Source organism: Streptomyces sp. BE20 (genome assembly GCF_036322525.1).
GTDB lineage: Bacteria > Actinomycetota > Actinomycetes > Streptomycetales > Streptomycetaceae > Kitasatospora.
In genome coordinates, this window is record NZ_JAQYWW010000620.1 from 116,709 (window position 1) to 141,260 (window position 24,552).

Genomic DNA, 24,552 nt, shown 5'->3' on the forward strand with positions numbered 1-24,552 from the left:
GCTCAGCCCCCTTGCCGGGCGGCGGTGCCGGACGGCTTCCGGACGGTGACCACGGCGTAGCCGAGCTCGGTGATGTCGCCGAACCCGGCGAGGTCCTCGACCATGTAGCGGAACTCCTCCTCGGTGACCTGATCCCGCAGCTTCTCCCCGCCGCGGAGGAGGTTGTGCCCGACCACCTGGTAGGACGGCCGGACGTACTCGCCGATGTCGGTGAAGTCCACGACCTCCAGGCCGGCGTCCCGCACACAGGTCTCGTACTGCTCCTGGGTGAGCATCGGACCCTGCTGGTAGTTCTTCATGGCGCCGTCCACCAACCTGCGGTGCTCGTCGGTCTCCAGCGGGCGCAGCAGCACGAAGTCGGTCGCCACCAGCAGGGCGCCGGGGCGCAGCACCCGGGCGAGCCCGCTGAAGGCCCCGGTGCGGTCCTCGGCGTGGCAGATCGACTCGATCGCGTAGGCCGCGTCGAACGCGGCGTCCGGGAAGGAGAGTCCGAGCATGTCGTGGACCTCGAAGTCCACCGTGTCGGACAGCGCCAGCTCGGCGGCCAGCTCGGTGGACTGGCGGACCTGGCGCGGGCTGAGCGTGATGCCGGTGACGCGCACGCCGTGGCGGCGGGCGATCCGGGCGGTGGCCTTGCCGTTGCCGGAGCCGATGTCCAGCACGCGCTGACCAGGGGCGAGGAGGAGGCGGTCGGAGACGAAGTCGGTCAGCCGGTCGGCGGCCCGTTCGACCTCTTCGGGGTCGACCGGGCCGTCCCAGTAACCGCCGTGCAGGTAGCCGCCCATGGCGTCGGCCATGGCGTCGTTGACCCGGTCGTAGAAGGTGCCGAGGTCGTCGTGGGCGCGGGGGTCGGTGGTCATCGCCGGTTCACTTCTCCGTCCGGGTCGCGACCACGAGGAGGTGGCCGAACCCGGCCACGTCGATCATGTCGTGCGGGTTGAACCGGTCGACCAGCTCCGGGCCGTGGGCGGCGGACAGGTCGGTGGCCGCGCCGCTGATCCGCTCGGACAGCTCGACGAAGGTGCGGCGCAGGGTGGGCTCGCTGATGTCGGTCAGCTCCTCGAACCGGAAGCCGGCCCGGCGCAGCATCGGCGGGTAGTCCTCGGCCTGGATCATCGTCATCAGGAACTCCCGCAGGTACCGGTCCACGGCGGCCCGGCCGTTCTCCGGGATCGGCTCCCGCTCGAAGAAGTCGGTGAGCACCAGGCGCCCGCCCGGGCGCAGCACCCGGGCCACCTGCCCCAGCACATGGGCGCGGTCCGGCATGTGGATGATCGACTCCAGGGCGATCACGGCGTCGAAGGAGGCCTCGGCGAACGGCAGGTCCGTCGCATCGGCGTGTTCGAAGCGGGCCCGGTCGGCCAGGCCGAGCCTGTCGGCCAGGGCGTTGGCCCGCTCGACCTGGCGCCCGCTCACCGAGATGCCGGTCACCTGGGCGCCGGTGCGCAGGGCGATCCTGTTGCCGGGCGCGCCGGTGCCGCAGCCGAGGTCGAGGACGCGGGAGCCGTGGCCGATGTTCAGCCGGTCGGTCATGAGGTCGGTCAGCCGGTCGGTCGCCTCGGCGAGCGGGACGAGGCTGTCCGGGGAGTCCCAGTAGCCGAAGTGCAGGCTCTCGCCCAGGGTGGCGCTGCCCAGGTCGGTGTAGCGGTCGTAGAGCCTGCCCACCTCGGCGGGGTCGGGGAGGAACGGGAGCGCGGGCTGCTGTGCCATCGGGCGCCTTCCTGGCTGGGGGCCGGCCGGAGTGCGGGGCCGGGACGGGAGAGCGGGGGCGGAGCGTCGGGTGCGGGGCGTCGGGGGCAGGGCGTCGGGGGCGGGGCGTCAGGGGCGGGGCGTCGGGTGCGGGGCGTCGGGGGCGGGGCGTCAGGTGAGCCCGAGATCCTGGTAGACCGCGTCGGCGATCCGGACGATGCGTTCGCGGTGCCGCTCGTGCTCGACCTTGCCGTTCAGGTGGACGGCCAGCACCAGGCCGGCGTCCGGGTCGGCGAACGCGACGGCGGTCCACAGCCCGTCGTGGCCGAAGGAGCGGGGCGAGGCGTGGGTGCCGAAGCTGGTGTAGGCGGGACCGAGGGTGCGGCATTCGAGCCGCAGGCCGAAGCCCCAGTCGGCGTTGCCGTAGCGGTCGTGCAGCCCGGTGCGGTGGCGGGCGGTCAGCGCGGCCACCGTGGTCGGCGCGAGGATCCGGCCGCCGGGCGCGGCACCGCCGGCCAGCAGCATCTCCAGCAGCAGCCCGAGATCGGCCAGCGGGCCGCGGGTGTTGACCCCGGGCACGCAACGCGTGGCGGCACCGCGGGTCGACCAGAAGTACGTGGGCTGCGGGGTGTCGCCGAGGTTGCTGACGTGGATCAGCGGCAGCCGGTCGCCGTACGCGTCGTAGTCCTCCGGGGAGAGGTGGACCCTGGTGCGGTCCATCCCGCAGGGGCGCAGGATCTCCTGTTCGACGTACGCCGGATAGTCCCGCCCGTCGATGGCGGGCAGCAGCCGGGCCAGCACGTACCAGGCCCACCACTGGCTGTAGTTGATGCCGGGCCCGGCGCCGGCGGGGCCGGGTTCCACGACGGCGGCGAAGGCGCGGCGGAGCCGCTCGTCGTCCGGGCCGGTGACCACGCCGTGCAGCGGGTCCGCGCCGGTGGGCACCGGGCCGGTGTGGGTGAGCAGGTCCATCGAGGTGATCGCGGACTTGCCGGCGGTCCCGAACTCGGGCAGGTAGTGGGCCACCGGGAGGTGGGGGTCGAAGTCGCCCGCCTCCCAGAGCCTGCCGAGCGCGACCGAGAGCAGCGGCTTGGCGCAGCAGTACCAGAGCGGCGCCGAGCCGGCCGACATGGCGACCCCGGGGCGGGCCAGGCCGAGTCCGACGTCGGCCAGCGGCTTGCCGTGCAGCGAGGCGTAGAACTGCGCGCCGGGCGTCGAGGTGCCGACCTCGCGGCCCAGTTCGCGCAGGGTGCGCGGGAGGACGTCGGCGGCCCGGGCGACGGCGTCGACGTCGGCCGGGGCGGGGTCGGCGGTGCCCACCGGGACGGGTTCCGGACCGGCGGCGGGGGCGGCGCCCGGCGGCAGTGCGGCGGTGCCGGCCCGCAGGGCTGCGACCTGGCCGGCCCGGTCGCGCTGCAGCGCGGCGTCGACGAAGAACAGCAGGCTGAAGTTGCCGAGGACGGTGACGTCGCCGCGTTCCAGGATCTCCGCGCGGGCCCGGGCCGGGCCGAGCAGCAGGGTGTGGGCGGCGGCGTAGGGCAGGGTGAGCAGGAGTCCGGGCGGATCGCCGGCCGCCGCGGTCACCGCGAGCCGTCCGCCGGCGAGGTCCACCAGGAGGTCGGCCGCCGGGGCGGTGCCGGGCGGCGGGTCGGTGATCGCCAGGCGCAGGGCGACCGTGCTGCGCGGGGCCGGGTCGGGGGCGGCGAGCCGGCCGGCGGCGGCGAGCCAGTCCGGGGTGAGCAGGGCGGGGGCGGCGGTCGGCATCGGTCACCCCTCGCGGACGGGGACGGGGACCGGTGCGGGCGGCGCGGGCACCCGGGGGGCGACCTCCGCGGCGAACCTGCGCAGGCTCTCCGTCGCGGGGTAGTCGCGGAACCAGAGCAGGAACTCGCCCACCCCGGCCTCGGTGTACCGGGCGGCCCGCTCGACCAGCTGGTCCGGTGTCCCGTACAGGCTGCGGCGGGCGAGCAGATCGGGGTGGTGGCTCCAGAACACCACGACGTGCGGGGTGGAGAGCCAGCGGTCGCGCGCCACCCGGTCGTCGAAGACCCGGCCCTCGGCGACCAGCGCGTGCCGGACCTGTTCCGGGGCCAGGCCGAGCTCCTCCCGGCGGCGGCCGAAGGCCCGGATCGCGGCGGCGACCTGCTCGGGTTCGCCCTGCCACTGGACGGCGGCGCACTCGCGGACCGCGGCCTCGGGCAGCCGGGCGGCCGCGTCCGGTGCGGCGGCGTCCACCCGGACGGCCAGCGGGAGCCGCGGCTGGACCGGGACCGGTACCGCGTGCGCACCTGCGAGCGGGACGGCGGGGCCGGGCGCGTCGGTCCGGGTGCCGGACCACAGGGCCCGCAGGGCCTCGATGGTCTCGGCGAGCACGGGCGCGGGATCAGCCGCGAGGTCGGTCCCGGGGTGCGCCACGAGGTCGGCCGCGGGATCCGCCGCGGCCAGGGCGGTGCCGGGCACGGTGCCGGCCGCGACGTGCTCGGGGAGGGGTCCGGCGGTGGTCAGAGCGAGCGACAGCCGCCCCCCGGAGATGACGTCGGCGCAGGCGGCCTGTTTGGCGAGGACCACCGCGTTGCGGTGCGGCGGGGCCGCGGCCAGCAGGCCGAGCCGGATGCCGGGCAGGGTCGCGGCGAGCGCGCCGAGGGCGGTCCAGGCCTCGACCACCGGCTGTGCCTCGCGGCGCGGCAGGGTGTCGGTGCGGTCCTCCAGCCAGAGGGCGTGGTAGCCGCAGTCCCGAACCAGCGCGGCGGTCTCGACGACGGTCCGCCAGGCTGCGGACCCGCCCAGGCCGGCCAGTTCGAGACCGGCGCCCTGCGGGGCCGCGACGCTCCAGCGCGGCGCCTGCGCCACCCCGGCGCTCACCGGGCACCCCCCTGCACCAGGGCGAGCAGGTCCGTCGGTCTGACGAGCACGAAGTCCGGCTTCTCGTCGACGAGTTGATCGGTGGCGGTCTCGCCCCAGAGGGCTGCCGCAGTGGCGGTCCCGGCGGACCTCCCGCTCTGGATGTCGATCACCGCGTCGCCCACCATGACGGCGTCGCCGGGCTCGCTCGCGAGCCGGCGCAGTGCCTCCCGGACGATGTCCGGGGCCGGCTTGGGCCGGTCCACCTCGTCACTGCCGACGACGGTGTCCAGCAGCGGCAGCAGTCCGACCACCTCCAGGACGGTCCGCGCCCGGTCGCCGGACTTGCCGGTGGCGATCGCGGTCCGGACCTCCGACTCCCGGAGCCGCTTGAGCACCAGCGGCACGTCCGGGTACACCTCCACCTCGTGGATCAGCCGGTGGCTGGCCTCGACGAAGGGCCGCTCCATCCCTCCGGGCAGTCCCATCAGCCGCATGATGTCCGGGAAGTAGCGCCCCTGGTGGGTGCAGTACTCGTCGAACGGCGGCTCCCCGTCGCCCACGACTTCGCGGTAGGCCGCGGCGAACGCCTGGCGCATCACGCCGAAACTGTCGATGAGCACGCCGTCCAGATCGAACACCACGGTGGAAAATGCCTGATGCACCGTCATTTACTACCGCTTCCTTGAGAGTTGTTCCGATCTGTCCGGACGGTGGGCTCGGCGGCGGGATCAGTTCGCGGCGACGACGTCCGCGAACACCTCAGCGAGCCGGTCGAGGACGGGGGTGTCGGCGAGCAGCACCCGGTGGTGCAGCCAGAGGCAGTCGGAGCCGATCTCCTCGGACACCGGGCAGCGCTTGGCGATCTCGTCGACGTCGCCGACGGCCGGCCCCTGGAAGTAGCCGGCGGTGCGGTAGACCGGCGGGAAGGCCACGAACGCGGGCACGCCGTGTTCGAGCAGCGCGTCCACCACGGCGAGCCGGCGATCCCGCGTGATGCCGGGGAGCCGGACCATCGCCATGTAGTGCGCCATGCGGTCGCAGCGCTCGTCGCGGTCCTGCGGCACCACCCCGGGGATTGCGCCGAGCAGGGCGGCCAGGTGCCGCGAGCGCTCCTCCCGAAGGGTCACCTGCGCCTCCAGGCGCGAGAGTTGGCCGCGCAGCACGGTGGCGGAGAACTCGTTCATGCGGAAGTTGGAGCCCTGGGTGAGGTGAGCGTAGAGCCGGTCGCCCGGGGGGCGCCCGCAGCCGTGCCGCAGGTACGCCTCCCGGTGGGTCTCGTCGTCCGGCAGCAGCACGGCACCGCCCTCGCCGGCCGTCATGAGCTTGCCGTTCTGGAAGCTGAACGCGGCGATCGAGCCGAGCTCGCCCACCCGGCTGCCGCGCCAGCGGGCCGAGTGCGCGTGCGCCGCGTCCTGGAGGACCGTCACGCCGGTGGCGGCGGCGAGTTCCGCCAGTGCGTCCATGTCGGCCAGTTGACCGGCCATGTGGACCGGCATGACCACCTTGGTCCGCGGGGTGACGAGCCGGGCGGCGGCCTCGACGTCCAGGTTGTAGGTGTCCGGCCGGACGTCGCACGGGACGGGCACGGCGCCGACCCGCTGGACGGCCAGCGAGGTGGCGATGAACGTGAAGGCCGGGACGATCACCTCGTCGCCCGGCCCGACGCCGAGCACCGACAGGGCCAGCTCCAGCGCGTGCGTGCCGTTGGTGGTCGCGATGGCGCGGTGGGCTCCGTGCAGATCGGCGAACTCCCTTTCGAAGCTGTCGACTTCACTGCCCCCGTTGCGCCACCAGCCCTCCTGCTCCAGGACGTGCAGAAGGCCCTCACGCTCCTCGGCACCGTGCTGCGGCCAAGCGGGGAAGGTCAAGGGCGACTGGACCGGAATGGATGACATGGGTCGGGCCTCTCGGTCGTATGCGGCATGGGGGCAGGCCGCCGCACACGGGGGGCGACCCTGCTGCAAACCGGTCCGTCCGTCGGGCGGAGCCGCCGGACACCGGGTGTGACGCGACCCGCCGGACTGCCGCTCGGACGTGGGCGGGGCCACCGATCGAAAACCTCGGACCGGCCGGCCTCGGGCGTACTGCTCCGTGAGAAATGGCCGGCAGGGAGGGGGGTGGACAACCGTTCGCTCAGCCACGCAAATCATGGCCAGGTCATCCCGAACACGTCAACACCAAGCGTCCGACCGGGTTCGACGCCCATCGGCACCGGCGTTTTCCCGCCACCCGCCGACATGGTGTCGGACGACCGGGACGTCGCTGCGCAGAAACGCCCCGGGCTCCGTTCGCGACCGATCGTTCAGGCCGTCCGGACAGCAGGAAATGGCCAGAAGCACATGCCTGACGCGAAAAATACGTTCCCGTAAGGTGGTACGCCGCCGGGAAATGAACCATGCTCGGGAGCCTCGCCCCGCACGGCCCGCAGGCCGCTCCGGCCTGCTCCACCCAACCGCCCCCGGGCCCGGCCGCGCACATTCCGATCACTCCCGGTCGTTCACGAAGATCGATCGGAAACGCCGACGATCGTCGGCGATCATTCCCGCCGTCCTCCTCGCCTTCGACGAAAGGACCCCCGCCGTGGAAGAGATCAAGGCCCGACTGCGCAAGGTTCTCGTGGACTCGCTCGAACTGTCCGTCGCGCCCTCCGAGATACCGGACCGCGGACTCGTCGAGGCCCTCGGACTCGATTCGATCAATACCATCGAGTTCCTCATCTGGGTGGAAAGCGAGTTCGGCGTGGAGATCGCCGACGAGGACCTTTCGATCAGACTGATCGACGATCTCGACCTCCTGGCGGAATACGTCCACGGCCGGACGTCCGGCATCGGAACCGGCGTCGGAACCGGCACCGGCGCCGGCACCCCGGCCGCCTGAACCGGGGAGACGGCAGCCATGGCAGAGCGCGCCCTCGTCATCGGGCTCGACGGCATGCCCCGCACCCTGCTCGCCGAGCTCGCCGCCGACGGGGTCATGCCCCGCCTCGGCGCCCTGCTCGCCGAGGGGTACTGCGCCCCGCTGCGGGCCCCCGTCCCGGAGATCAGCTCCACCTCCTGGGCCACCTTCCTCACCGGCACCAACCCGGCACGGCACGGCATCTTCGGCTTCACCGACCTCGTCCCCGACGAGGGCTACCGGATCTGCTTCCCCAACCTGCTGCACCTGCGCGAACCCGCCCTCTGGGCACTCGCCTCCGCAGCCGGCCGCCGCACCGTCTGCCTCAACGTGCCGGGCACCTACCCGGCGCCCGCCGTCGACGGCGTGGTGGTCTCCGGCTTCGTCGCACCGCGCATCGAGAACGCCGTCACCCCCGGCCGCCTCCTCCCGGAGCTCAAGCGCTTCGCCTACGAGCTGGACGTCGAGGTGGGCGACGTCGCGGACGACCCGGCAGGCTTCCTGGCCCGCGCCGGACGCGCCCTCAGGGCCCGTACCGACGCCATGGTGCACGTCCTCACCCAGGAGCCGTGGGACCTCGGCATCGCGGTCCTCACCGAGACCGACCGGGTCCACCACTTCCTCTGGCGCGCCGTCGCCGACCCCGCCGACCCGCTGCACGGCGCGGTCCGCGACTTCTACCGCCTGGTCGACGACTGCGCCGGCCGGCTGGCCGACGTCTGCCGCCCCGACGAGGAGCTCTTCCTGGTCAGCGACCACGGATTCGGCCCCGTCGACCGGCAGTTCTACCTCAACGCCTGGCTGCGGGAGGCCGGCCACCTCGCCGACCTCGACACCACCGCGAAGCTCGCCGACCTCGACACCCGCAGCCACGCCTTCGCCCTCGACCCGGCCCGGATCTACCTCCACCGCAAGCACCGCTTCCCGCGCGGCGGCCTGACCGACACCGAGGCCGACGCGCTCGCCGACGAGATCGCCGACGAGCTGCTGCGGCTGCGCGGCGACGGCGTCCGCGTCGGCACCGACGTGGACGGCCCGCTCCTGGTCGCCGCGGTCCACCGCCCCGCCGAGCTCTACCACGGCCCACTGCTCGACCACGCCGCCGACCTGCTCGCCCTGCCCGCCGGGGGCGTGCAGCTGCGCGGCGCCTGGGGCGGCAGGGCGCCGCTGCGCACCGACACCCTGACCGGCACCCACACCCGCGACAACGCCCTGTTCTACCGGCGCGGCGCCGCCCCGCCGCCCGCCGCCCCGGGCGGCACCGGACCCGCCTCGCTGGACATGCTCGACGTCGCGCCGACTCTGCTCGCCGCCGTCGGGGTCCACCCGCTCGGGCTGGACGGCGCCGTCGTCCTCGGCGCCGGCGGAACGGCGCGGGCGACGTGACCCGGCGAAGCCGCCGGACGAGGGGGAGGTGCGGGCGCCCGTGAGCCGGATCCTGCTGCTCAACGGCCCCAACCTCGGCACCCTCGGCACCCGGCAACCGGAGATCTACGGCACCACCACCCTCGCCGAGATCGAGGCCGCCGTCGCCGAGGAGGCCGCCGTCCGCGGCTGGAAAGTCGTCTCCGCGCAGCACAACGGGGAGGGCGAGCTGATCGACGCCCTGCAACGGCACGGCGACGTGGCGGGCGCGGTGGTCAACCCGGGCGCCCTGATGATCGCGGGCTGGGGCCTGCGCGACGCGCTCGCCGACTTCGGCCCGCCCTGGATCGAAGTGCACCTGTCCAACGTCTGGGCCCGCGAGAGCTTCCGCCACACCTCGGTGACGGCGCCGCTGGCCGCCGGCGTGGTGATGGGCATGGGGGCGCTCGGCTACCGCGTCGCCGCCCGCTCGCTCACCCTGCTGGTGCCCGCCGACCACCCCTGCGGCCACCCCGCCGACAGCCCCGACGACAGCCCCGACGACAAGGCCCAGGCCGTCCTCGGACCGACTCCCTGAGGGAGAACCAGATGCCCCACCCCGGCCGGGTGGCCGTGATCGGACTCGACTCGGCGACCCCGCAGTTGCTGTTCGACCGGTTCGCCGACGACATGCCCGTCCTGACCGCGCTGCGCCGGCGCTCCCTGTGGGGCCCCATGCGCAGCGTCGACCCGCCCATCACCATGCCCGCCTGGTCCTGCATGATGTCCGGCCGCACCCCGGGGGAACTCGGCGTCTACGGCTTCCGCGACCGCGCCGCCCACGACTACGGCCCGCTCGCCTTCGCCACCTCCCACAGCATCCGGGCGCCCCGGATCTGGGACGAGATGACCGCCGCCGGCCGCGACAGCGTCGTCCTGGGCGTCCCCGGCACCTACCCGACCACCCCGATCCGGGGCGCCATGGTCTCCTGCTTCCTCGCCCCCTCCACGCGGGCCCAGTACACCTCCCCGCCCGGACTGCGCGACGAGATCGAGAAGCTCACCGGCGGGTACGCGCTCGACGTCGAGAACTTCCGCTCGCCCGAACTCGCCCGGGTCTCCCAGCAGATCTTCGACCTGAGCGAGCAGCGCTTCCAGGTCGCCCGGCACCTCGCCACCACCCAGGACTGGGAGTTCCTCTCCTTCGTCGACATGGGACCGGACCGGCTCCACCACGGCTTCTGGAAGTACTGCGACCCCGAGCACCCCCGGCACGAGCCCGGCAACCCCTACATCGACCTCTTCCGCGACTACTACCGGGCGCTGGACCGGCACATCGGGGAGTTCCTGGCCTGCCTGCCCGAGAACACCACCGTCCTGGTGGTGTCCGACCACGGCGCCCAGCCGATGGTCGGCGGACTGTTCATCAACGAGTGGCTGCGCAAGGAGGGTCTGCTCGTCCTCGCCACGGAGCCTGCCGGGCCCACCCCGATGGCCAAGGCGGACGTCGACTGGAAACGCACCACCGCCTGGGCGGAGGGCGGCTACTACGGCCGGATCTTCCTCAACGTCGAGGGCCGCGAACCGCACGGCACCGTGCCCGCGGGCGAGTACCAGGACACCCTCGACCGGATCGCGACCGCCCTGGAGCTCCTGCCCGACGACGCCGGACAGCCGATGGGCACCCGGGCCCTGCGCCCCGACCAGCTCTACCCCGAGGTCAACGGCATCGCCCCCGACCTGCTCGTCTACGTGGGCAACCTGCGGTGGCGCGCACTCGCCACCCTCGGCATGGGCCAGGGGCTGTACACCACGGAGAACGACACCGGCCCGGACCACGCCAACCACGGGGACACCGGGGTCTTCCTGCTCGACTCCCCCGGTGTCACGCCGGGCCGGGCCGACGGCCTCTCGATCTACGACGTCGCGCCCGCGCTGCGGGAGCTGCTCGGGCTGCCCGGCGGGCGGCTGCCGCACTGACGGCGGGCACCCGAACGCCCCTCCGACGTGCCCGGGAGGGGCGTTCGGGTGTCCGGGGCGGGTCCGGGAAGGCCGCTGGACGGCCGGTCCGGGAAGGACCCGGGAAGGCCGCGGGACGGCACCGGACGGGGTGCCCGGGGGTTCGGGAGGCCGGGGCGCCGGTCAGCCGTCCGCCGCCCCGCGGGCCAGCAGCAGCGCCCCGTGCAGCGAGGCCCGGGCCCCGCAGCGCGCCCGGCGGACGGCCGGCGGGGCGACCCCGGGCCGGGCCAGCCGGCGGACCTCCCGCCGCACCGCTCCGACCAGCCCCGGGACCCCGTGTCCGAACCCGCCGCCCAGCCGCACCTCGGCGCACTGGAGCAGCTCCCCGAGGTTGACCACCGCGACGGCCAGCGCCGCCGCCGTCTCCCGCAGCGGTCCGAGCGCCCAGGCCCGGCCCTCCGCGAGCCCGGCCCGGAACTCCGCCGGGCCGACCGGCGCACCCCGGGCCGCGGCGGCCCGGGCCAGCGTCGCCGGGCCGGAGGCCACGGCCTGGAGGCATCCGGTCCGCCCGCAGACACAGCCGGCGCCGCCGGGGTCGACCACCAGGTGGCCGACCTCGGCGGCGCCGCCGTACGGGCCGGTGTGCAGCCGGCCGCCGAGCACGATCCCGCCGCCGACGCCCGTCCCCAGCCCCAGGTAGGCCAGGTCACGGACGCCGCCGCGGGCGGCCTCGGCGAGCGCGGCGAGGTTGCCGTCGTCCTCGTACCGGACCGGGACGCCCGGCAAAACCCGCTCCAGCACCGTGTCCAGCCGCAGCCCGGCCCAGGAGGGCCGGGAGGGCCAGGAGGTGAGCCGGCCGTCCCGGACGGTGGCCGGCAGGGCGAGCCCGGCCGACCGGACGGCGCCCGGACCGGCCGCGCCGGTGATCCGGACGACCGCCTCGGCGAGCGCCGCCAGATCGGCCTCCCGGCCGACCCGGAGGTCGGCCGGGCGGTCCGCCGGGCGCGGCCAGTCGAAGCGGGCGTGCACCGGTCGGCGCAGGCCCGGGCGTTCCAGCACGAGGGCGACCTTGGTCCCGCCGACGTCGATCCCCAGCAGTGTCACGACCCGGGCCTCCGTGGGGAGATCGGTCCTACAGCGCGGAGTACAGGTCGACGGCGTTGCCGTCCGGGTCGAGGACGATCGCGTAGTGCTGGCCCCAGACCGCGTCCCAGGGCTCGATGTGGCCGACGTAACCGGCGCCCACCAGCTCCTTGTACTTGGCGTCGACGGACGCCGCGTCCGGGAACTCGAACGCGACGGCGAAGCGGTGGCTGCCGGCGGTCGGCGCCTGCCACTCCGCGTCGTAGCTGCGGACGGTCTCGACCGAGTCCCAGGCGAGCTTCAGACCGCCGTCGAGGACCACCTCGACGTGCGGCGCGGAGTCCGCCTCGGCGGGGATGTCGAGCCCGAGGCGGCGGTAGAACGCCAGGGACTTGGCCAGGTCGTCAGCGACGATCGCGAACAGGGTCAGCTTCGGGACTGCCATGAGCAGTGCTCTCTCTCGCTCGGTTCGTGCAGGTCAGTGCGGGTCGGGAACGGGACCGCCGGCCGGCCTCAGCCGCGCTGCAGCCGGAGCCGGTCGCGGGCCGCCTTGGGCATGCCCGCGACGACGCGGTCCCAGGAGTGCTCCACCATCTCCCGTACTTCGGGGACCGGGACGGTGGAGTCGAGGACGACCGTGTTCCAGTGGCGCTTGTTGACGTGGTACCCGGGTCCCACGGCCGGGTACTGGTCGCGCAGATGGAGCGCGAGGTCCGGCTCGCACTTGAGGGTGACCTGGGCCGTCTGGTCCGGCGTCTCGTCCTGGAGGATGGCGAAAACCTTGCCCTCCACCTTGAACACCGTCGCGCCGGGGCCGAACGCCTCGTCGTCGGTGGTGCCCGGGAGTTCCAGCGCGAAGTCGGACAGCTCTTGCGGAGTCATGCCCCATCCTTCCGTCGTCCAAAGAGAGTTGGGGCCCCACGGCTCCAGGGTCGGTGTCCAGCCTAGGCCGTGCGCGGAGTGGTCACGGCCACGACACAGGCCGTAGCGGGGAGATGTCCGAAAACCGACTGTCGCCCCTGCAAGGGACGGTCGGGCGGTTCAACCGCCCTCCTCGATCCGCTCGGTGGGGAGCGACACCTGGGCCCACACGCCGGCGTGGCTGACCACCTTGGTGAAGCGGTCGGAGAGCCGGTGGAAGAGTGCGCCGGGCCGGCCGTCGGGCGGGAACGACCGGGCGTCCAGCCCGCCCCAGTCGTTCAGCGCCCGGACGAGCAGCGGATCCACCGGCACCCACACGCCGTCGACCAGGAACTCCGCCCAGCAGTGCGGCGTGGAGTAGGGCTGGGCGACCAGCAGCCCGAAGGAGAACCGCGTCCTCATCCCGCGCCGTTCACCCTCGGAGACCAGCCAGGCGGCGGCACCCCCGCAGTCCGCCATCCGGGTGTGCCACATGAACTCCTGGTCCCAGCGCACCGCCTCGGGCAGCAGGAAGAACCCGATGCCCTCCACCTCGGCGAGCAACTCCCTGATGTTCGAAGGAAGTTCGGGCCAGCAGGCGACCGGCCGGACGAGCAGCCCGGCCAGTCGGGCGTCCACCGGCCCGCCCTCGGCCCGCCGCCGCCCGGCGGCGGTCAGCACCCCGTACCCGCACCGCCCCGGGTGCCCGGGGGCCGGGCACCCGGCGACCACCTCCACCCGGTAGCCCCGGCCGCTCCCTCCCGGGCCGGCCGGGGCCGCGGTCTCCAGGGCCTTGGCCCAGGACCGCATGGAGCGGCTCTGCACCGAGACCAGACCGAGGTGCAGGGCGGTGTTGCCGAGGTCGTACCCGTCGTAGAGCCGGTCACCGCCCCCGCCGACGTACGGGACGCCGGCGGTGGTGAGGGCGGCGAGCAGCTCGGGTCGGATCCGGTGCAGCCGGCGGGCGCCCGTCGCGGTGACGGCGAAGCGCCGCTGCCGGTCCGGCACCTGCCGCAGCCGCCGGACGAGCTCGTCGAGGGCGGCGGGCTCCGGCACGTGCTGTTCGCGTGCCGTGCTGCCGACGGGTGTCGCCATCGGGGGTTCCTCCGGGTCGCTCGGATCGTCGGGTCGCTCGGGTTCAGTCGATGTAGCCGAGGGCTTCGAGGCGCGCGGCGACCTCGTCCTGTTCGTCCGCGCTGTACGGGCCCGGGACGGCGGCGGGGACCGCCGTCCGCCCCTGCTCCCGCGGTCCGCCGTCCGCCCGGTCACCGGCGGGCGCGTCGGGCCCGTCGGCCTCCGCCTCCTGCGCGGCGAACGGGGAGAAGTCCGCCAGCCGGGGCAGCACGCCCTCCGCGTACAGCTCCATCGACCGGATCGCCTCGGCGCCCGCGATGTCACCGAACACGAACTCGCCGAACAGCGTGTTGAAGCAGCCCTCCAGGGCAGCCGCCCGGATCCGCTCGGCCACGGTCTCCGGGGAGCCGACGAACACGAGGTTCTGGTCCAGCAGGAACTTGAAGTCGTGGCAGCCCGCCAGGATGTCGGCGGTGCTGAGCCTGCTGGCCGGCGCGGCCGGCGTGCCGGAGCGCTTGACCGAGCCGTAGCGCAGGGTGTTGACGAAGGCGTCGACGACCTGGTCCGCGGCCCGGGACTCCGCCTCGGCGTCGGTCTCGGCCACGTGCACCAGGCTCCAGTAGCCGATGTTCGGCTCCCCCGTCCGGCCGCCCGCCCGCCACCAGTCGACGAAGTGGCGGTAGACCGTGGCCGTCGCCGCGCGCGGCACGATCATCGTCGAGGCGGTGTGGCCCCCGATCGTCGCCAGGTAGCGGAGCGTCGCGCGGTCGCCGGTGGGGATCCAGATCGGCGGGTGCGGTCGCTGCACGGCGCCGAAGGACAGCTCGATGTCGCGCATCCGGTGCACCGGACCGTCGAAGTCGAAGGGACCCTCGGCCGCGAACGCGGTGCGCAGCAGGTCCGCGCACTCGCGGTTGAGCACCTTGCGCCTGGCGAAGTCGGCACCGAACGGCAGGAACGGCTCGTCGCTGACGCCCGAGGCGAGCCCCACCTCCAGCCGGCCCCCGAGGAGTTGGTCGAGGGTGGCGACCTCCTCGACCACGTGCAGCGGGTGGCGCAGCGGCGGCACCCAGCCCATCGGCCCGACCCGGATGCGCTCCGTGCGCAGGGCGGCGCCGGTGGCGAACGCCACCGGGGAGGACATCCAGCTCTCCCGGGGGGTGCAGTGGTGCTCCACCGAGAAGGCGTAGTCGAAGCCCAGCCGGTCGGCGGCCTCGACCTCCCGCCACAGCTCGTCGTAGCGGTCCCGGACGGTGAGGTTCTCACGGCCCCAGACGTGGGTGAAGTAGGCGGTTTTCATCAGCGGCTCCGGTGCGGGAGGTCGGCGGTTCGGGGGTGGGGTTCGGTGGCGGGTCCCGGGTCGGTGGCGGGTCCCGGGTCGGTGGCGGGTCCCCGGTCGGCGGAGGCGGGGCGGCCGGCCGACGCGTACAGCCGGTCGACGCAGGACGCGAGGACGGCGATCTCGGCGAGCGAGTCGGGCGCTCGTCCCGTTCCCGCCACCGACCCGGGGCCGGGACCGGGACCCGGTCCGTCGGAGCGGGCCCGGACGAGCCGCCGGGCGAGTTCGTCGACCTGGCGCCCGTACTCGGCGCCGACCGGCTCCTCGGGCAGCGGGACGCTCTCCTCCCGGCCGCGCCGCAGCACGGTGAGCGAGGAGCGGCCGAGGCGGTGCGGGCTGAAGCCGAAGGTGCCGCGCAGCACGGCGACGCCCTCGGAGCCCTCCACGGTGATCACGGTGCTGTCCAGCGGCTGGTGCGAGGCCCACCGGGACTCCACGGTGACCGCCACGCCGGTCGTGGTGAGCAGGAAGCCTCGGGCGGTGTCCTCGACCCGCTCGGCGGGGGCTCCCGGTGGCCGGCCGGACGGGGCACCGGGCGCGACCGGGCGGGCGCTCCAGTCGGCCGCTCCCTCGGCCCGCCCCAGCCAGTCGCCGGAGAGGCTGCCCAGGGCCCGCGCGACGTCGGGCCAGCCGAGCAGGTCGAACCCGACGTCCAGCAGGTGCCAGCCGAGGTCGAGCAGCGCGCCCCCGCCGGCCAGCCGGCGGTCGGTGAACCAGCCGTCGCGCTGCGGGATCCCTGCCGCCCTGGTCCAGTTGAGGCCGAGAGCGCGGATCTCGCCGAGGTCCGGCAGCAGGGCCGCCAGCGCCCGGACGTCGCCGCGGTGGCGGGCCGCGCTCCACGCGTGCACCCCCGCGCCGGGCGCGGTCGCGGCGCGCAGCGCCCGGGCCTCCTCGCCCGTCCGGCAGACCGGCTTCTCCACGAACACCGGGACCCCGCGCCGCAGCAGCGCCCGGGCCGCCGGGACGTGAAGGTGGTTGGGCAGCGCCACGACGGCGGCGTCCAGCGGGACGTCCGCCAGCTCCTCCGGCCGTGCGGCGACCGGCACGGCGCGGCCGGCCGGGGCGACCGCGCGGGCCGCCTGCGGGTCGGCGTCCACCACGGCGGCCACCTCGAACGCCGGGTGCGCCTCCAGCAGCGGCACCCAGACCTCGCGGGCCACCCAGCCGGCACCCAGGACGGCGATGCGCAGCGGTGCGGCGCCGGTGCCGGGAGTGGTGCCGGCGCCCGGGGCGGTGCTCAAAAGCGCGCACCGCCGTCCACCACGAGGGTGTTGCCGCTGACGTAGGAGGCCCCCGGGGAGAGCAGGAACGCCACCGCGGCGGCGACCTCCTCGGGCTCGCCGAGCCGGCCGGCGCCGATGAACTTGAGGACGAGGTCGCGCTCCTCCGGCGAGAAGTCCATGACCTCGGCCCGGATCGCCCCCGGTGCCACCACGTTGACGGTGATGCCGTGCTTGCCGACCTCACCGGCCAGCGAGGCGGCCCACGGCTGGAGGGCCCCCTTGGTGGCGGCGTAGGCGCTGTGGCCGGGCAGGCCGCTGGTGCCGGCCCGGGAGCCGAACAGCACGATGCGTCCGTACCGGGCCCGCATCATCGGCCGTAGGCACGCCTTGGCGAGGTTGATCGAACCGGCCAGGTTGACCTGGAGCAGGGTCTCCAGCGCGGCGGCGTCGGTGGCCATCGCGAGACGGCGGGTGCGCAGCCCGGCGGCGGCCACCAGGCCGTCGATCCGGCCGAACCGGTCGAGGGCGGTGCCGGCCAGCCGGGCGGGGCCGTCCGGGGTCGCCAGGTCGGCCTGGACGGGGACGAACGTGCCGCCGGTCTCGGCGATCTCGGCGGCGAGCTTCTGCACCCGCTCCTCGCCGTGGTGGTAGCCGGCGACCACGGTGGCCCCCAGGTCGGCGAGGTGGCGGGCCACGACCCGGCCGATGTCCCCGGAGGCTCCGGAGACCACGACCACCCGGCCGTGCTGTCCCATGCTGTCCGCGATGCGGGCGGAGGATTCGCCCATCAGTCGGCCTCCTTCACGATGACGAGATGACAGGGGGAGCCCTCGAACGGCAGCCTGCGGACGACGTCGGCGCCCGCTTCGGCCAGCCCGGCGGCGAGCGCGTCGAGGGTGGGCCAGTCGGTGCCGCCGTGGGTCAGCCAGTCGAGGGCGAGTTCGGCGCCGCCGGCCAGGTCGGGCGCGGCGGCGGTCGCGGGATCGCCGGCGGACGGCAGGAACACGTCGTCGACGAGCAGCCTCCCACCGGGCCGCAGGGTCTCCAGCAGTTCGGTGAGCCGCGCGCCCGAGGCGGGGTCGTGCACGGCGTTGGCGACGACGCAGAGGTCCGCCCCGCCGCGCGGCGGATGCGGCCCGACGGTGACCCGCCCCGCCTCGACGGCCTCGACGACCGCCGGCGCGGGCGGTCCTGCGAGCCGGCCCGCCTGCCAGAGGTGGCCGGTGGCGGTGGGGTCGGCGGCGAGCAGGCGCTCCAGGTAGCGGCCCGCGCCGGCGGTGACCTCCACCAGCCGCGCGCCGGGGCGCGGGCGGAGCAGCCGGAGTCCGAGGGCGGTGCGGGCGTGGGCGGCCGGTCCGCCCATGGCGCCCTGGTAGGCCCGGACCAGCGCGGTGTGCGCCGGGTCGGCGGCGGAGCGGCGGTCGAAGTCGCGCCCGGCGAGGCCGGCGCGGGCGACGGCCGCCAGGGTCTCGCGGGTGACGAGGTCGCGCGAGAGGCGTTCCTCCAGCTCCACGAAGGCGATCAGCTCGGCGGCCCGGACGCGCGGTCCGGCCGGGTCCGGCCCGGTGGCCGGGTCCGGCCCGGTGGCGGGCGCCGTCGCGGGCCCGGCGTCGAGCAGTCCGAGCGCGGTCGCGGTGTCCAGCAGCAGTTCGAGGGCGCGCGGGTCGCAGCCCGACCCGGCACTGAGTTCGGCGAGCCCGGTCCCGTCGGAGAGCGCGTCGAGCAGCCCCAACCGATGCAGGGCGAAGAGCAGTTCGGAGGTCTTGTAGGCCCGGGCGGCGGCGAGCGCGCGCGGGGTGAGCCGGTAGCGGGGCGCGGCGGCGGCCTTCCCGGCGGCGGTCCGCGGCAGCGCGGCCCGCAGGAGGAAGGTGTCGGGGACCTTGTACGGGGCGAGGTGCTGCTCGGCGTACGCGCGCAGCTCCTTCTCGTCCGGCCCGCCGGTGGCGACCACGATCTCGGCGACGATGCCGTCCTCGCCCTCGTGGGCACGGCGCCGCGCTCCGACCCGGACCTCCCGCACGCCGTCGTGGCCGCGGAGCACCGACTCGATCTCCAACGGGGCCACCCAGCGTCCGCCGCGCCGGACGGCGGTGCCCTCGCGGCCGAGGACGCGCAGGGTGTTCCCCTGGCGCCGGGCCAGGTCACCGGTGTCGTGCCAGTCGGCGAGCGCGTCGGTGCGGATCCGGAGCAGCCCCGGACCGTCCGGCGTCTCGGCGCCGGTGGCGCGGTCGACGAGCCGGACGGTGACGCCGGGCAGCGGGGAGCCGCTGTCGAGCGGGGCGAGCCCGGCCGGCCCGGCGAGGACGGCACCGAGCTCGGTGGAACCGTAGTTGCGGGCCAGTCCGATCCCGTAGGCCTCGCGGAACAGGGCGTCGAGCGCGGCGTCGACCGGGCCCGCGCCGACCATGGCGATCCGCAGCGCCGGGGCGGGTGGCGGGTCCTCCGGGGCGGCCCGCCGGGCCTTCAGCCGGCGGCGGGTGGCGAGCAGCCGGGCGGTGGCGGGTACCAGGGCCACCACGGTGGCGCCGTCCGCGAGTTCACGGCCCACCCGGCCGAGCGCGGTGGGCGGGACGGGCCGCAGGGCCGCCCCGGTGAGCAGGCCGCCGCAGAGCCAGCCGAGCGCGTACGCGTGGGAGAGCGGGACCGGCAGCAGCAGGGTGTCCCGCGCGGTGAGGCCGACCCCGTCACGGTAGCGGCGGGCCTCGGAGAGCCAGCTCGCCTCGGAGCGCCGCACCAGCTTGGGCGCACCGGTCGACCCCGAGGTGGGCAGCAGCACCGCGGGGGCGTCCCCGGACTTCCGGCCGGGCGTACCGGTCGGCCGCAGGCCGGCCGCGTCCAGGACCCGGCCGCCGCCGGCGGCGGCGAGCAGCCGGGCGACCTCGGCGTCCGGCGTGTCGGGGGCGACCGGGAGCGGGTGGGCGCCGGCCGCCAGCACGGCCAGGAAGGCGGTCACCCAGGCGGGTTCGTTGGGCTGCCGCAGGACCACCGCCTCGCCCTCGACGCCCTCGGCGGCGAGCGCGTCCGCGGCGGCCCCGGCCGCGGCCAGGAGGGCGCCGGCGGTCAGGCCCGGCAGCACCTCCCGGTCGGGGTCGAGCCGGCCGACGGCGCCGAGCAGCGTCTGCGGGCCGGCCCCTGCGGCGTCAGACATCGGCGCCCGCCAGGTAGTCGGCCTTGGCCTGCTCGATCATGCCGCGGATCCGGGGCGGGGCGTAGGTGGGGGCGGCGCACAGTTCGTCGAGGGTGATCTCGCTCTCGAAGTACATCGACAGGGTGTCCCACGGGGTGAAGCAGCCGTGGCAGGCGCTCAGCCGCGGCCGGGGGGCGAGCAGCGCCTGGTAGAGGCCGCTGGAGCCGAGCTTGTCGAGGACGCCCTCGGCCTCGTCGGACAGCACGTTGCCCATGTCGGAGAACCAGATGTTGGGGCAGGGGGTGACCACCCCGTCGCTGAAGGTGGAGACGACCAGCCGGGGCAGGTGGCAGCGGAAGGTCCGCTTGCCCTCGCGGTAGAAGCTGAGCAGCCGGTCGAAGTACGGACGCGGCGGCAGGATGTGGGCGAACTCGTCGTAGCGCCGGACGAGTTCCTCGATGTGGCCGATCTGGTCCGGCCGGACCTTGAAGGTCTCGGAGTCCGGGCCGCGCACCGGGAACGGGAAGAAGGTGGGCGGGTTGTCGAAGCCTCCGAGCCAGCCCGCGAACTCGCACAGCTCGGTGATGCTGCGGTCGTTGAGGACGCCGTAGATCTCCACCGGCAGGCCGGATTCCAGGATCCGGCCGATCGTGCGGAGCACCTTGGCGTGCAGGGACTCGGACTGCACCCGGTAGCTGTTGCCGGTGTACAGGTGGCTGTCCAGCGAGATCTGGAGGACGACGTTGCCGAAGGAGCGCAGCCGTGCCAGCTGCTCCTCGTTGACCAGGACGCCGTTGGTCTGGATGACCAGGACCTCGTAGTGGGCGGACTGCTCCTCCAGGAAGTCCATGATGCCGCGGACCAGGAAGATCTCACCGCCGGTCACCTTGAGCAGCGGCAGGTCGAAGCGGCCGTGCAGCCGGCCGGCCACGGTGTTGATGCGCCGTCCGAGGTCGGTGGTCGGCGAGTAGTCGTCGCGCTTGGGCGGGTCGAAGATGAGCTTGAGGGAGTGGCCCTCCTTGAGGTTGCTCTGCCCGGTCAGGCAGTAGGTGCAACTCAGGTTGCAGGAGTCCTCGTTGATGACGAGGTCGTTGCCGATCAGGGGAAGTGGCGTGGTGGACGGCATGGGGTCTCGGTCCTTTCGCGGTCGGCTGGCTGGGCGGGCGCGGTGGTCCGGACGAGCGGGTCAGGCGGGTGGCCGAGGGGTCTGCCGCGCGCCGCCCGCCTCCGTCGGCCCGGGCCGCTGCCAGTAGCGGTCGGCGTACGGGTGTCCGGCGGCGGCGCCGTGGCCGCGGGCCCGGGCGCCGAGCGCCTCGCGCAGGCGGCCCGGCCCCCCGAAGAGGGCCAGGGCCTGGCTGGTGTAGTGCTCAGCGCCCGCCAGCCAGCGTTCGAGGTCGGCGGGGGTGAGCGGTTCGCAGCGGGCCACCAGTCCGTCGTGGTCGCGACGGCGCAGCGGGTAGGGGAAGTCCTCGTACCAGGCGGTGCCGGGGACGGCCAGTCGTTCGGCGGCGGCGCGGACCAGGGCGTGGTCCACGTGGCGTCCGGCGGCGAGCGGGGCGTGCAGCCGGGTGCCGGGCGGGCACCAGGGGCGCAGCGCCTCGGCGATGGTGTCGGGCAGCGGGCCGTCGTCGGCGTGGGGCCGGCCGAGGACCCGGGGGGCGGCGGTGTAGCGGGGCCGGCCGGCGGAGGTGCGCAGGGCGGCGTCGGTGAGGCCCAGGGACACCCGGGTGACGCCGAGCGCGGCGAGCGCGGCGCGGTCCTCGCGGCGGCGGGTGGCGGGTTCGGCGATCCGCCGCCAGTCGTCCGGGCGGTGGGCCGCGCGGTGGCCCGGGGAGGTGTCCGCGGTGTCGAAGACGGTGACGACGGTGACCTCGGCGCCCAGCGCCGTCCAGCGGGCGAGCCGGCCGCCGAGCGACCAGACCGCGTCGTCGGGGTGCGGTGAGACGACGACGTGCCGGAGTGCCGTGTCCGTCCCGGTCACGGCGCGTCCGCCGTCGCGGCGAGGACGGCCGCGGCGTATCGCTCCGGGCTGCCCTCCGGGCCGAGCAGGGCGGCCAGGGCACGGACCGAGGGCCGGGGGTGCAGGTCGGAGAAGCGGGCGAGGTTGCGGTCGTGCTGGTCCCAGCGGTCCGGCCGGGCATGGCTGAGGTGGACGCCGCCGGCCTCGGGCACCAGCCTCCGGCGCGCCCCCAGGTCGTACAGCCGGAGCCCGAGTTCGAGGTCCTCGCAGCCCCAGAGCCGGCCGAACTCCTCGTCGAATCCGCCCGCCCGCCGCCAGAGTTCGCGCTCCACGGCGGAGTTGGCGCCGACCAGGCCGAGCCACGGGGCGACGTCGGGCACCACCCCGGCCTCCATCGCCTCGACCGCGCGCTCCAGCGCGTTGGCCACGGTCCGGCGCCGGGGGTTGCGGTCGGGCGGTGCGCCGGGGTCGGCGAGACCGGCCACGAGCTCCCGGACGACGGCCGGCGGGGCATCCGCCACCTCCGCCAACAACCGCGCTGCGGTCGGAAGTTCACGCATCCTGCCGTGCAGGAAGCAGCCGGGTTCGGCCGCCTCGGCGTACGCCGCGAGGAAGTGCGGGCCGACGATCACGTCGGCGTCCAGGAAGACCAGCCAGCCGGCCCCGTCGGCCGCCGCCGCACCGGCGTTGCGGGCGGCGGCCCGACCCCGACCGGGGCCCGGCACCACCCGCAGCGGCAGCCAGTCACGCGCTTGTCCGAGCACACCGGCGAGGCCCTCGGCGGCGGCCCCGCCCGCGTCGTTGTCGTCGACCACGATCACCTCGTGGCCGGGTGCCGCGCTCTGCACGGCCAGGCAGGCGAGTGTCACCCGCAGCCGCTCGTGGTCGCCCCGGGTGGGGACGACCACGGCCGGTCCGGCCGGTGCGGAGCGCGTGCGTAAGTGCATCGGGTCGGCCCTTCCGCGTGCGAGGCGATCGGCATGGCCCGTCACACCCCGGTCACCGGTACGGAACGCCGGGAACCCGGACGGGACGCACTGCCGGAATACGGGTGGGATCAGTGCGTGAAGATACGTGAAGATACGTGGGAACAGCCGTCGGCACTTCATTCCTCAGCGAACGGCCCGCCCTGAGAGGCTCTACCGGGATGCCCGGCGAAGTCAACCGGCGGAACGGAATCCTCACATACTCGCGGGCCCCGCCGACGGCCCGCGGTAAGGATCATCCGGGGCCGACCGATCCGTTCCGGCCGCCCCGCGGCCGGGTCCCGCCGCCCCGCCCCGTTGATCGTAATTCTGCTTCCGGCGGGAACACCCGGTGACCCGTGGTCAATTGTGGTGGCTGGGGCGAATGGGAGATCACCGGAATTCGGCCGTCCTGCCGTGTACCAATATCCCGGAGAAATGCGTAGTGTTGCGGTCGGCCCCGGACCGCCGGTGGCCGGCGCACCCGTGCGTCGGCGGAGACCGGCCCCCACCCCCGCACTCCCCCCTCCGGGCGGATCCCCAGGCAGCGCGAAGCTCCGGACCCGGAACGCAGGTGCTGTCCACAGCTGGAGGCGAACCCCCGTGCCACCCACGCCCCGTGCCCTCGTCATCGGAATCGACGGGGGAACCTTCGACGTCATCGACCCGCTGATCGAGCGGGGCCTGCTCCCGAACATCGCGGGACTGCTCCGCACCTCCGCCGTCGGCCGGACCACCTGCACCTGGCCCGCCCACACCGCACCCGGGTGGAGCACCTTCGTGACGGCGGGTCAGCCCGGCAAGCACGGCATCTACCAGTTCTACGACACCCAGGAGCCGGACTACCGGGCCCGGGTGACCCAGGCCGGCGACCTCGGCCGCTCCTCCGCCTGGGACTGGCTGGCCGCCCAGGAGTACACCCTCGGGCTGATCAACATCCCGATGTCGCACCCGCCCGCCGACCTGCCCGGCTACCAGATCACCTGGCCGCTCGAACGGACCCTGCGGCACTGCCGTCCGGACTCCCTGCTGCGTGAACTCGCCGCCGCCAAAGCCCACTTCCAATCCGACCTGGCCACCATGTTCCGGGGCGACCTCGGCTACCTGGAGCAGGCGGAGCGCAACGTCGAGGCCCGGGTGCGGTCGGTGCGGCACCTGATGACCACCCGGCCCACCGACGTGGTGATGGTCGTCCTGACCGAGGCCGACCGGGTCGGCCACCACTACTGGCACTACGAGGACACCACCCACCCCCGGCACGAGCCGGCCCCGTCCGGCACCGGCTGGGAGCTCGCCAACACCCGCATCCACCGCGCCCTGGACACCGCCGTCGGCGAGCTGCTCGACCTGGTCGACGAGGACACCGTGGTGACACTGGTCTCCGACCACGGCCTCGGCCAGGGCCGGTACGGGCTCGCCGTGCACCGGATCCTCGAAGACGCGGGCCTGCTCGCCACCGAGCCGGGCGACGCGCCCGCCGACGGCTCCGCGAGCTGGTTCGCCGCCGGCGGCCGGCGGATCGACTTCGCCCGCACCGCCGTCTACATGCCCGTCCCCGGCAGCTACGGCCTCAACCTCAACCTGCGGGCGCGGCAGGCCCGGGGCACCGTCGCACCCCGCGACCGGGACCGGGTGACCGCCGAGGTCGTCGAGCTGTTCGAGGACCTCAAGGGCCCCACCGGGGACCGGGTCTTCCGCAGCGTCCTGCCCAGTGCCGAGGCCTACCCGGGTCCGCTGCGCGGACGCGCCCCCGACCTGCTCCTGCTGCCCGCCGACGAATCCGTCCTGCCCGTCACCGACCTCACCGGCGGGCTCTGGCAGCCCAGCGCCCAGACCGGCCTCCACCGGCACCAGGGCATCTGGGCGCACCGCTCGCCGCGCACCCGCCCCGGCCGGCTGGACCGCAGCGTCCCGCTCGCCGACACCCTGCCCACACTGCTCGCCGACCTGGGCGCCGCCTGGCCCGACGACGTCGACGGCCGCGCCCGCACCGAGATCTTCACCGAGGGCGTGCCCGTCCCCGGGCCCGACCCCCGGGTGGCGGCCCGCAGCGCCACGGCACCGCCCTCCGAAGCGGCCGACCGTGCCGCCGAGGAGGAGGACGACTACACCAGCAGCCGGCTCCGCGAGATGGGTTACCTCTGAGCGAC

General features: G+C 74.9%; 22 protein-coding genes. 5 read left to right on the forward strand and 17 right to left on the reverse strand.

Translation table 11 applies throughout. The features are described from left to right. Positions 1-2 precede the first annotated feature (2 nt). The 6 genes from PUR61_RS12755 to PUR61_RS12780 all read right to left on the reverse strand — a co-directional run bounded on the left by PUR61_RS12755 (position 3) and on the right by PUR61_RS12780 (position 6,428). On the reverse strand, positions 3-860 hold the full coding sequence (locus PUR61_RS12755) for an SAM-dependent methyltransferase (protein ID WP_329878913.1): 858 nt from the start codon (positions 858-860) through the stop codon (positions 3-5). A 7-nt stretch (positions 861-867) separates the two neighbouring features. Then, positions 868-1,710: a methyltransferase domain-containing protein gene (locus tag PUR61_RS12760; RefSeq protein WP_329878914.1), complete on the reverse strand. Its 843-nt coding sequence runs from the start codon at positions 1,708-1,710 to the stop codon at positions 868-870. A gap of 150 nt (positions 1,711-1,860) precedes the next feature. Continuing rightward, complete coding sequence (locus PUR61_RS12765; RefSeq protein WP_329878915.1) at positions 1,861-3,453, reverse strand: serine hydrolase domain-containing protein; 1,593 nt, start codon at positions 3,451-3,453, stop codon at positions 1,861-1,863. A gap of 3 nt (positions 3,454-3,456) precedes the next feature. Beyond that, on the reverse strand, positions 3,457-4,551 hold the full coding sequence (locus PUR61_RS12770; protein ID WP_329878916.1) for an LLM class flavin-dependent oxidoreductase: 1,095 nt from the start codon (positions 4,549-4,551) through the stop codon (positions 3,457-3,459). Beyond that, entirely contained in the window at positions 4,548-5,201 is a 654-nt protein-coding gene (locus tag PUR61_RS12775; protein WP_329878917.1) for an HAD-IA family hydrolase, read from the reverse strand. Before PUR61_RS12775 ends, PUR61_RS12770 begins: the two co-directional genes overlap by 4 nt. Before the next feature lie 60 nt (positions 5,202-5,261). Next, positions 5,262-6,428: an aminotransferase class I/II-fold pyridoxal phosphate-dependent enzyme gene (locus PUR61_RS12780; protein WP_329878918.1), complete on the reverse strand. Its 1,167-nt coding sequence runs from the start codon at positions 6,426-6,428 to the stop codon at positions 5,262-5,264. A 685-nt stretch (positions 6,429-7,113) separates the two neighbouring features. On the opposite strand from PUR61_RS12780, the gene PUR61_RS12785 reads away from it, so the two are divergent. From PUR61_RS12785 to PUR61_RS12800, 4 genes are read left to right on the forward strand one after another with little or no spacing between them, the layout of a single operon-like run. Then, positions 7,114-7,410: a phosphopantetheine-binding protein gene (locus PUR61_RS12785; protein WP_329878919.1), complete on the forward strand. Its 297-nt coding sequence runs from the start codon at positions 7,114-7,116 to the stop codon at positions 7,408-7,410. 18 nt (positions 7,411-7,428) lie between these two features. Further along, positions 7,429-8,814: an alkaline phosphatase family protein gene (locus tag PUR61_RS12790; RefSeq protein ID WP_329878920.1), complete on the forward strand. Its 1,386-nt coding sequence runs from the start codon at positions 7,429-7,431 to the stop codon at positions 8,812-8,814. A gap of 40 nt (positions 8,815-8,854) precedes the next feature. After that, positions 8,855-9,370, forward strand: coding sequence for a type II 3-dehydroquinate dehydratase (locus PUR61_RS12795; RefSeq protein WP_329878921.1), 516 nt, complete (start codon positions 8,855-8,857; stop codon positions 9,368-9,370). Between the two features lie 11 nt (positions 9,371-9,381). Continuing rightward, positions 9,382-10,752 (forward strand): alkaline phosphatase family protein, encoded by a 1,371-nt coding sequence (locus PUR61_RS12800; RefSeq protein WP_329878922.1) that lies wholly within the window; start codon positions 9,382-9,384, stop codon positions 10,750-10,752. Positions 10,753-10,914: 162 nt separating this feature from the next. On the opposite strand, the gene PUR61_RS12805 is transcribed toward PUR61_RS12800, so the two are convergent. From PUR61_RS12805 to PUR61_RS12855, 11 genes are all read right to left on the reverse strand, one after another. Next, the gene (locus tag PUR61_RS12805) at positions 10,915-11,835 is read right to left on the reverse strand and encodes an ROK family protein (RefSeq protein WP_329878923.1); all 921 of its coding nucleotides are present in this window, start codon (positions 11,833-11,835) and stop codon (positions 10,915-10,917) included. A 28-nt stretch (positions 11,836-11,863) separates the two neighbouring features. Further along, complete coding sequence (locus PUR61_RS12810; RefSeq protein ID WP_329878924.1) at positions 11,864-12,259, reverse strand: VOC family protein; 396 nt, start codon at positions 12,257-12,259, stop codon at positions 11,864-11,866. A 68-nt stretch (positions 12,260-12,327) separates the two neighbouring features. Then, positions 12,328-12,696, reverse strand: coding sequence for an MmcQ/YjbR family DNA-binding protein (locus PUR61_RS12815; RefSeq protein WP_329878925.1), 369 nt, complete (start codon positions 12,694-12,696; stop codon positions 12,328-12,330). A gap of 159 nt (positions 12,697-12,855) precedes the next feature. Next, a complete protein-coding gene (locus tag PUR61_RS12820; RefSeq protein ID WP_329878926.1) occupies positions 12,856-13,809 on the reverse strand; it encodes a transglutaminase domain-containing protein in 954 nt (317 codons plus the stop codon). A 43-nt stretch (positions 13,810-13,852) separates the two neighbouring features. Further along, a complete protein-coding gene (locus PUR61_RS12825; RefSeq protein WP_329878927.1) occupies positions 13,853-15,088 on the reverse strand; it encodes an LLM class flavin-dependent oxidoreductase in 1,236 nt (411 codons plus the stop codon). Continuing rightward, entirely contained in the window at positions 15,088-16,368 is a 1,281-nt protein-coding gene (locus tag PUR61_RS12830; RefSeq protein ID WP_329878928.1) for a Gfo/Idh/MocA family protein, read from the reverse strand. Before PUR61_RS12830 ends, PUR61_RS12825 begins: the two co-directional genes overlap by 1 nt. Further along, the gene (locus tag PUR61_RS12835) at positions 16,365-17,138 is read right to left on the reverse strand and encodes an SDR family NAD(P)-dependent oxidoreductase (RefSeq protein ID WP_329878929.1); all 774 of its coding nucleotides are present in this window, start codon (positions 17,136-17,138) and stop codon (positions 16,365-16,367) included. Before PUR61_RS12835 ends, PUR61_RS12830 begins: the two co-directional genes overlap by 4 nt. Next, positions 17,138-19,498 (reverse strand): AMP-binding protein, encoded by a 2,361-nt coding sequence (locus PUR61_RS12840; RefSeq protein WP_329878930.1) that lies wholly within the window; start codon positions 19,496-19,498, stop codon positions 17,138-17,140. Before PUR61_RS12840 ends, PUR61_RS12835 begins: the two co-directional genes overlap by 1 nt. Continuing rightward, complete coding sequence (locus tag PUR61_RS12845) at positions 19,491-20,603, reverse strand: radical SAM protein (protein WP_329878931.1); 1,113 nt, start codon at positions 20,601-20,603, stop codon at positions 19,491-19,493. The genes PUR61_RS12840 and PUR61_RS12845 overlap by 8 nt, the downstream gene beginning before the upstream one ends. Positions 20,604-20,663: 60 nt before the next feature. Continuing rightward, a complete protein-coding gene (locus tag PUR61_RS12850; protein ID WP_329878932.1) occupies positions 20,664-21,458 on the reverse strand; it encodes a PIG-L deacetylase family protein in 795 nt (264 codons plus the stop codon). Beyond that, entirely contained in the window at positions 21,455-22,384 is a 930-nt protein-coding gene (locus tag PUR61_RS12855) for a glycosyltransferase family 2 protein (RefSeq protein ID WP_329878933.1), read from the reverse strand. Before PUR61_RS12855 ends, PUR61_RS12850 begins: the two co-directional genes overlap by 4 nt. Positions 22,385-23,005: 621 nt before the next feature. Between PUR61_RS12855 and PUR61_RS12860 the strand changes: the two genes are divergently transcribed. Then, on the forward strand, positions 23,006-24,547 hold the full coding sequence (locus PUR61_RS12860; protein WP_329878934.1) for an alkaline phosphatase family protein: 1,542 nt from the start codon (positions 23,006-23,008) through the stop codon (positions 24,545-24,547). Positions 24,548-24,552 lie beyond the last annotated feature (5 nt).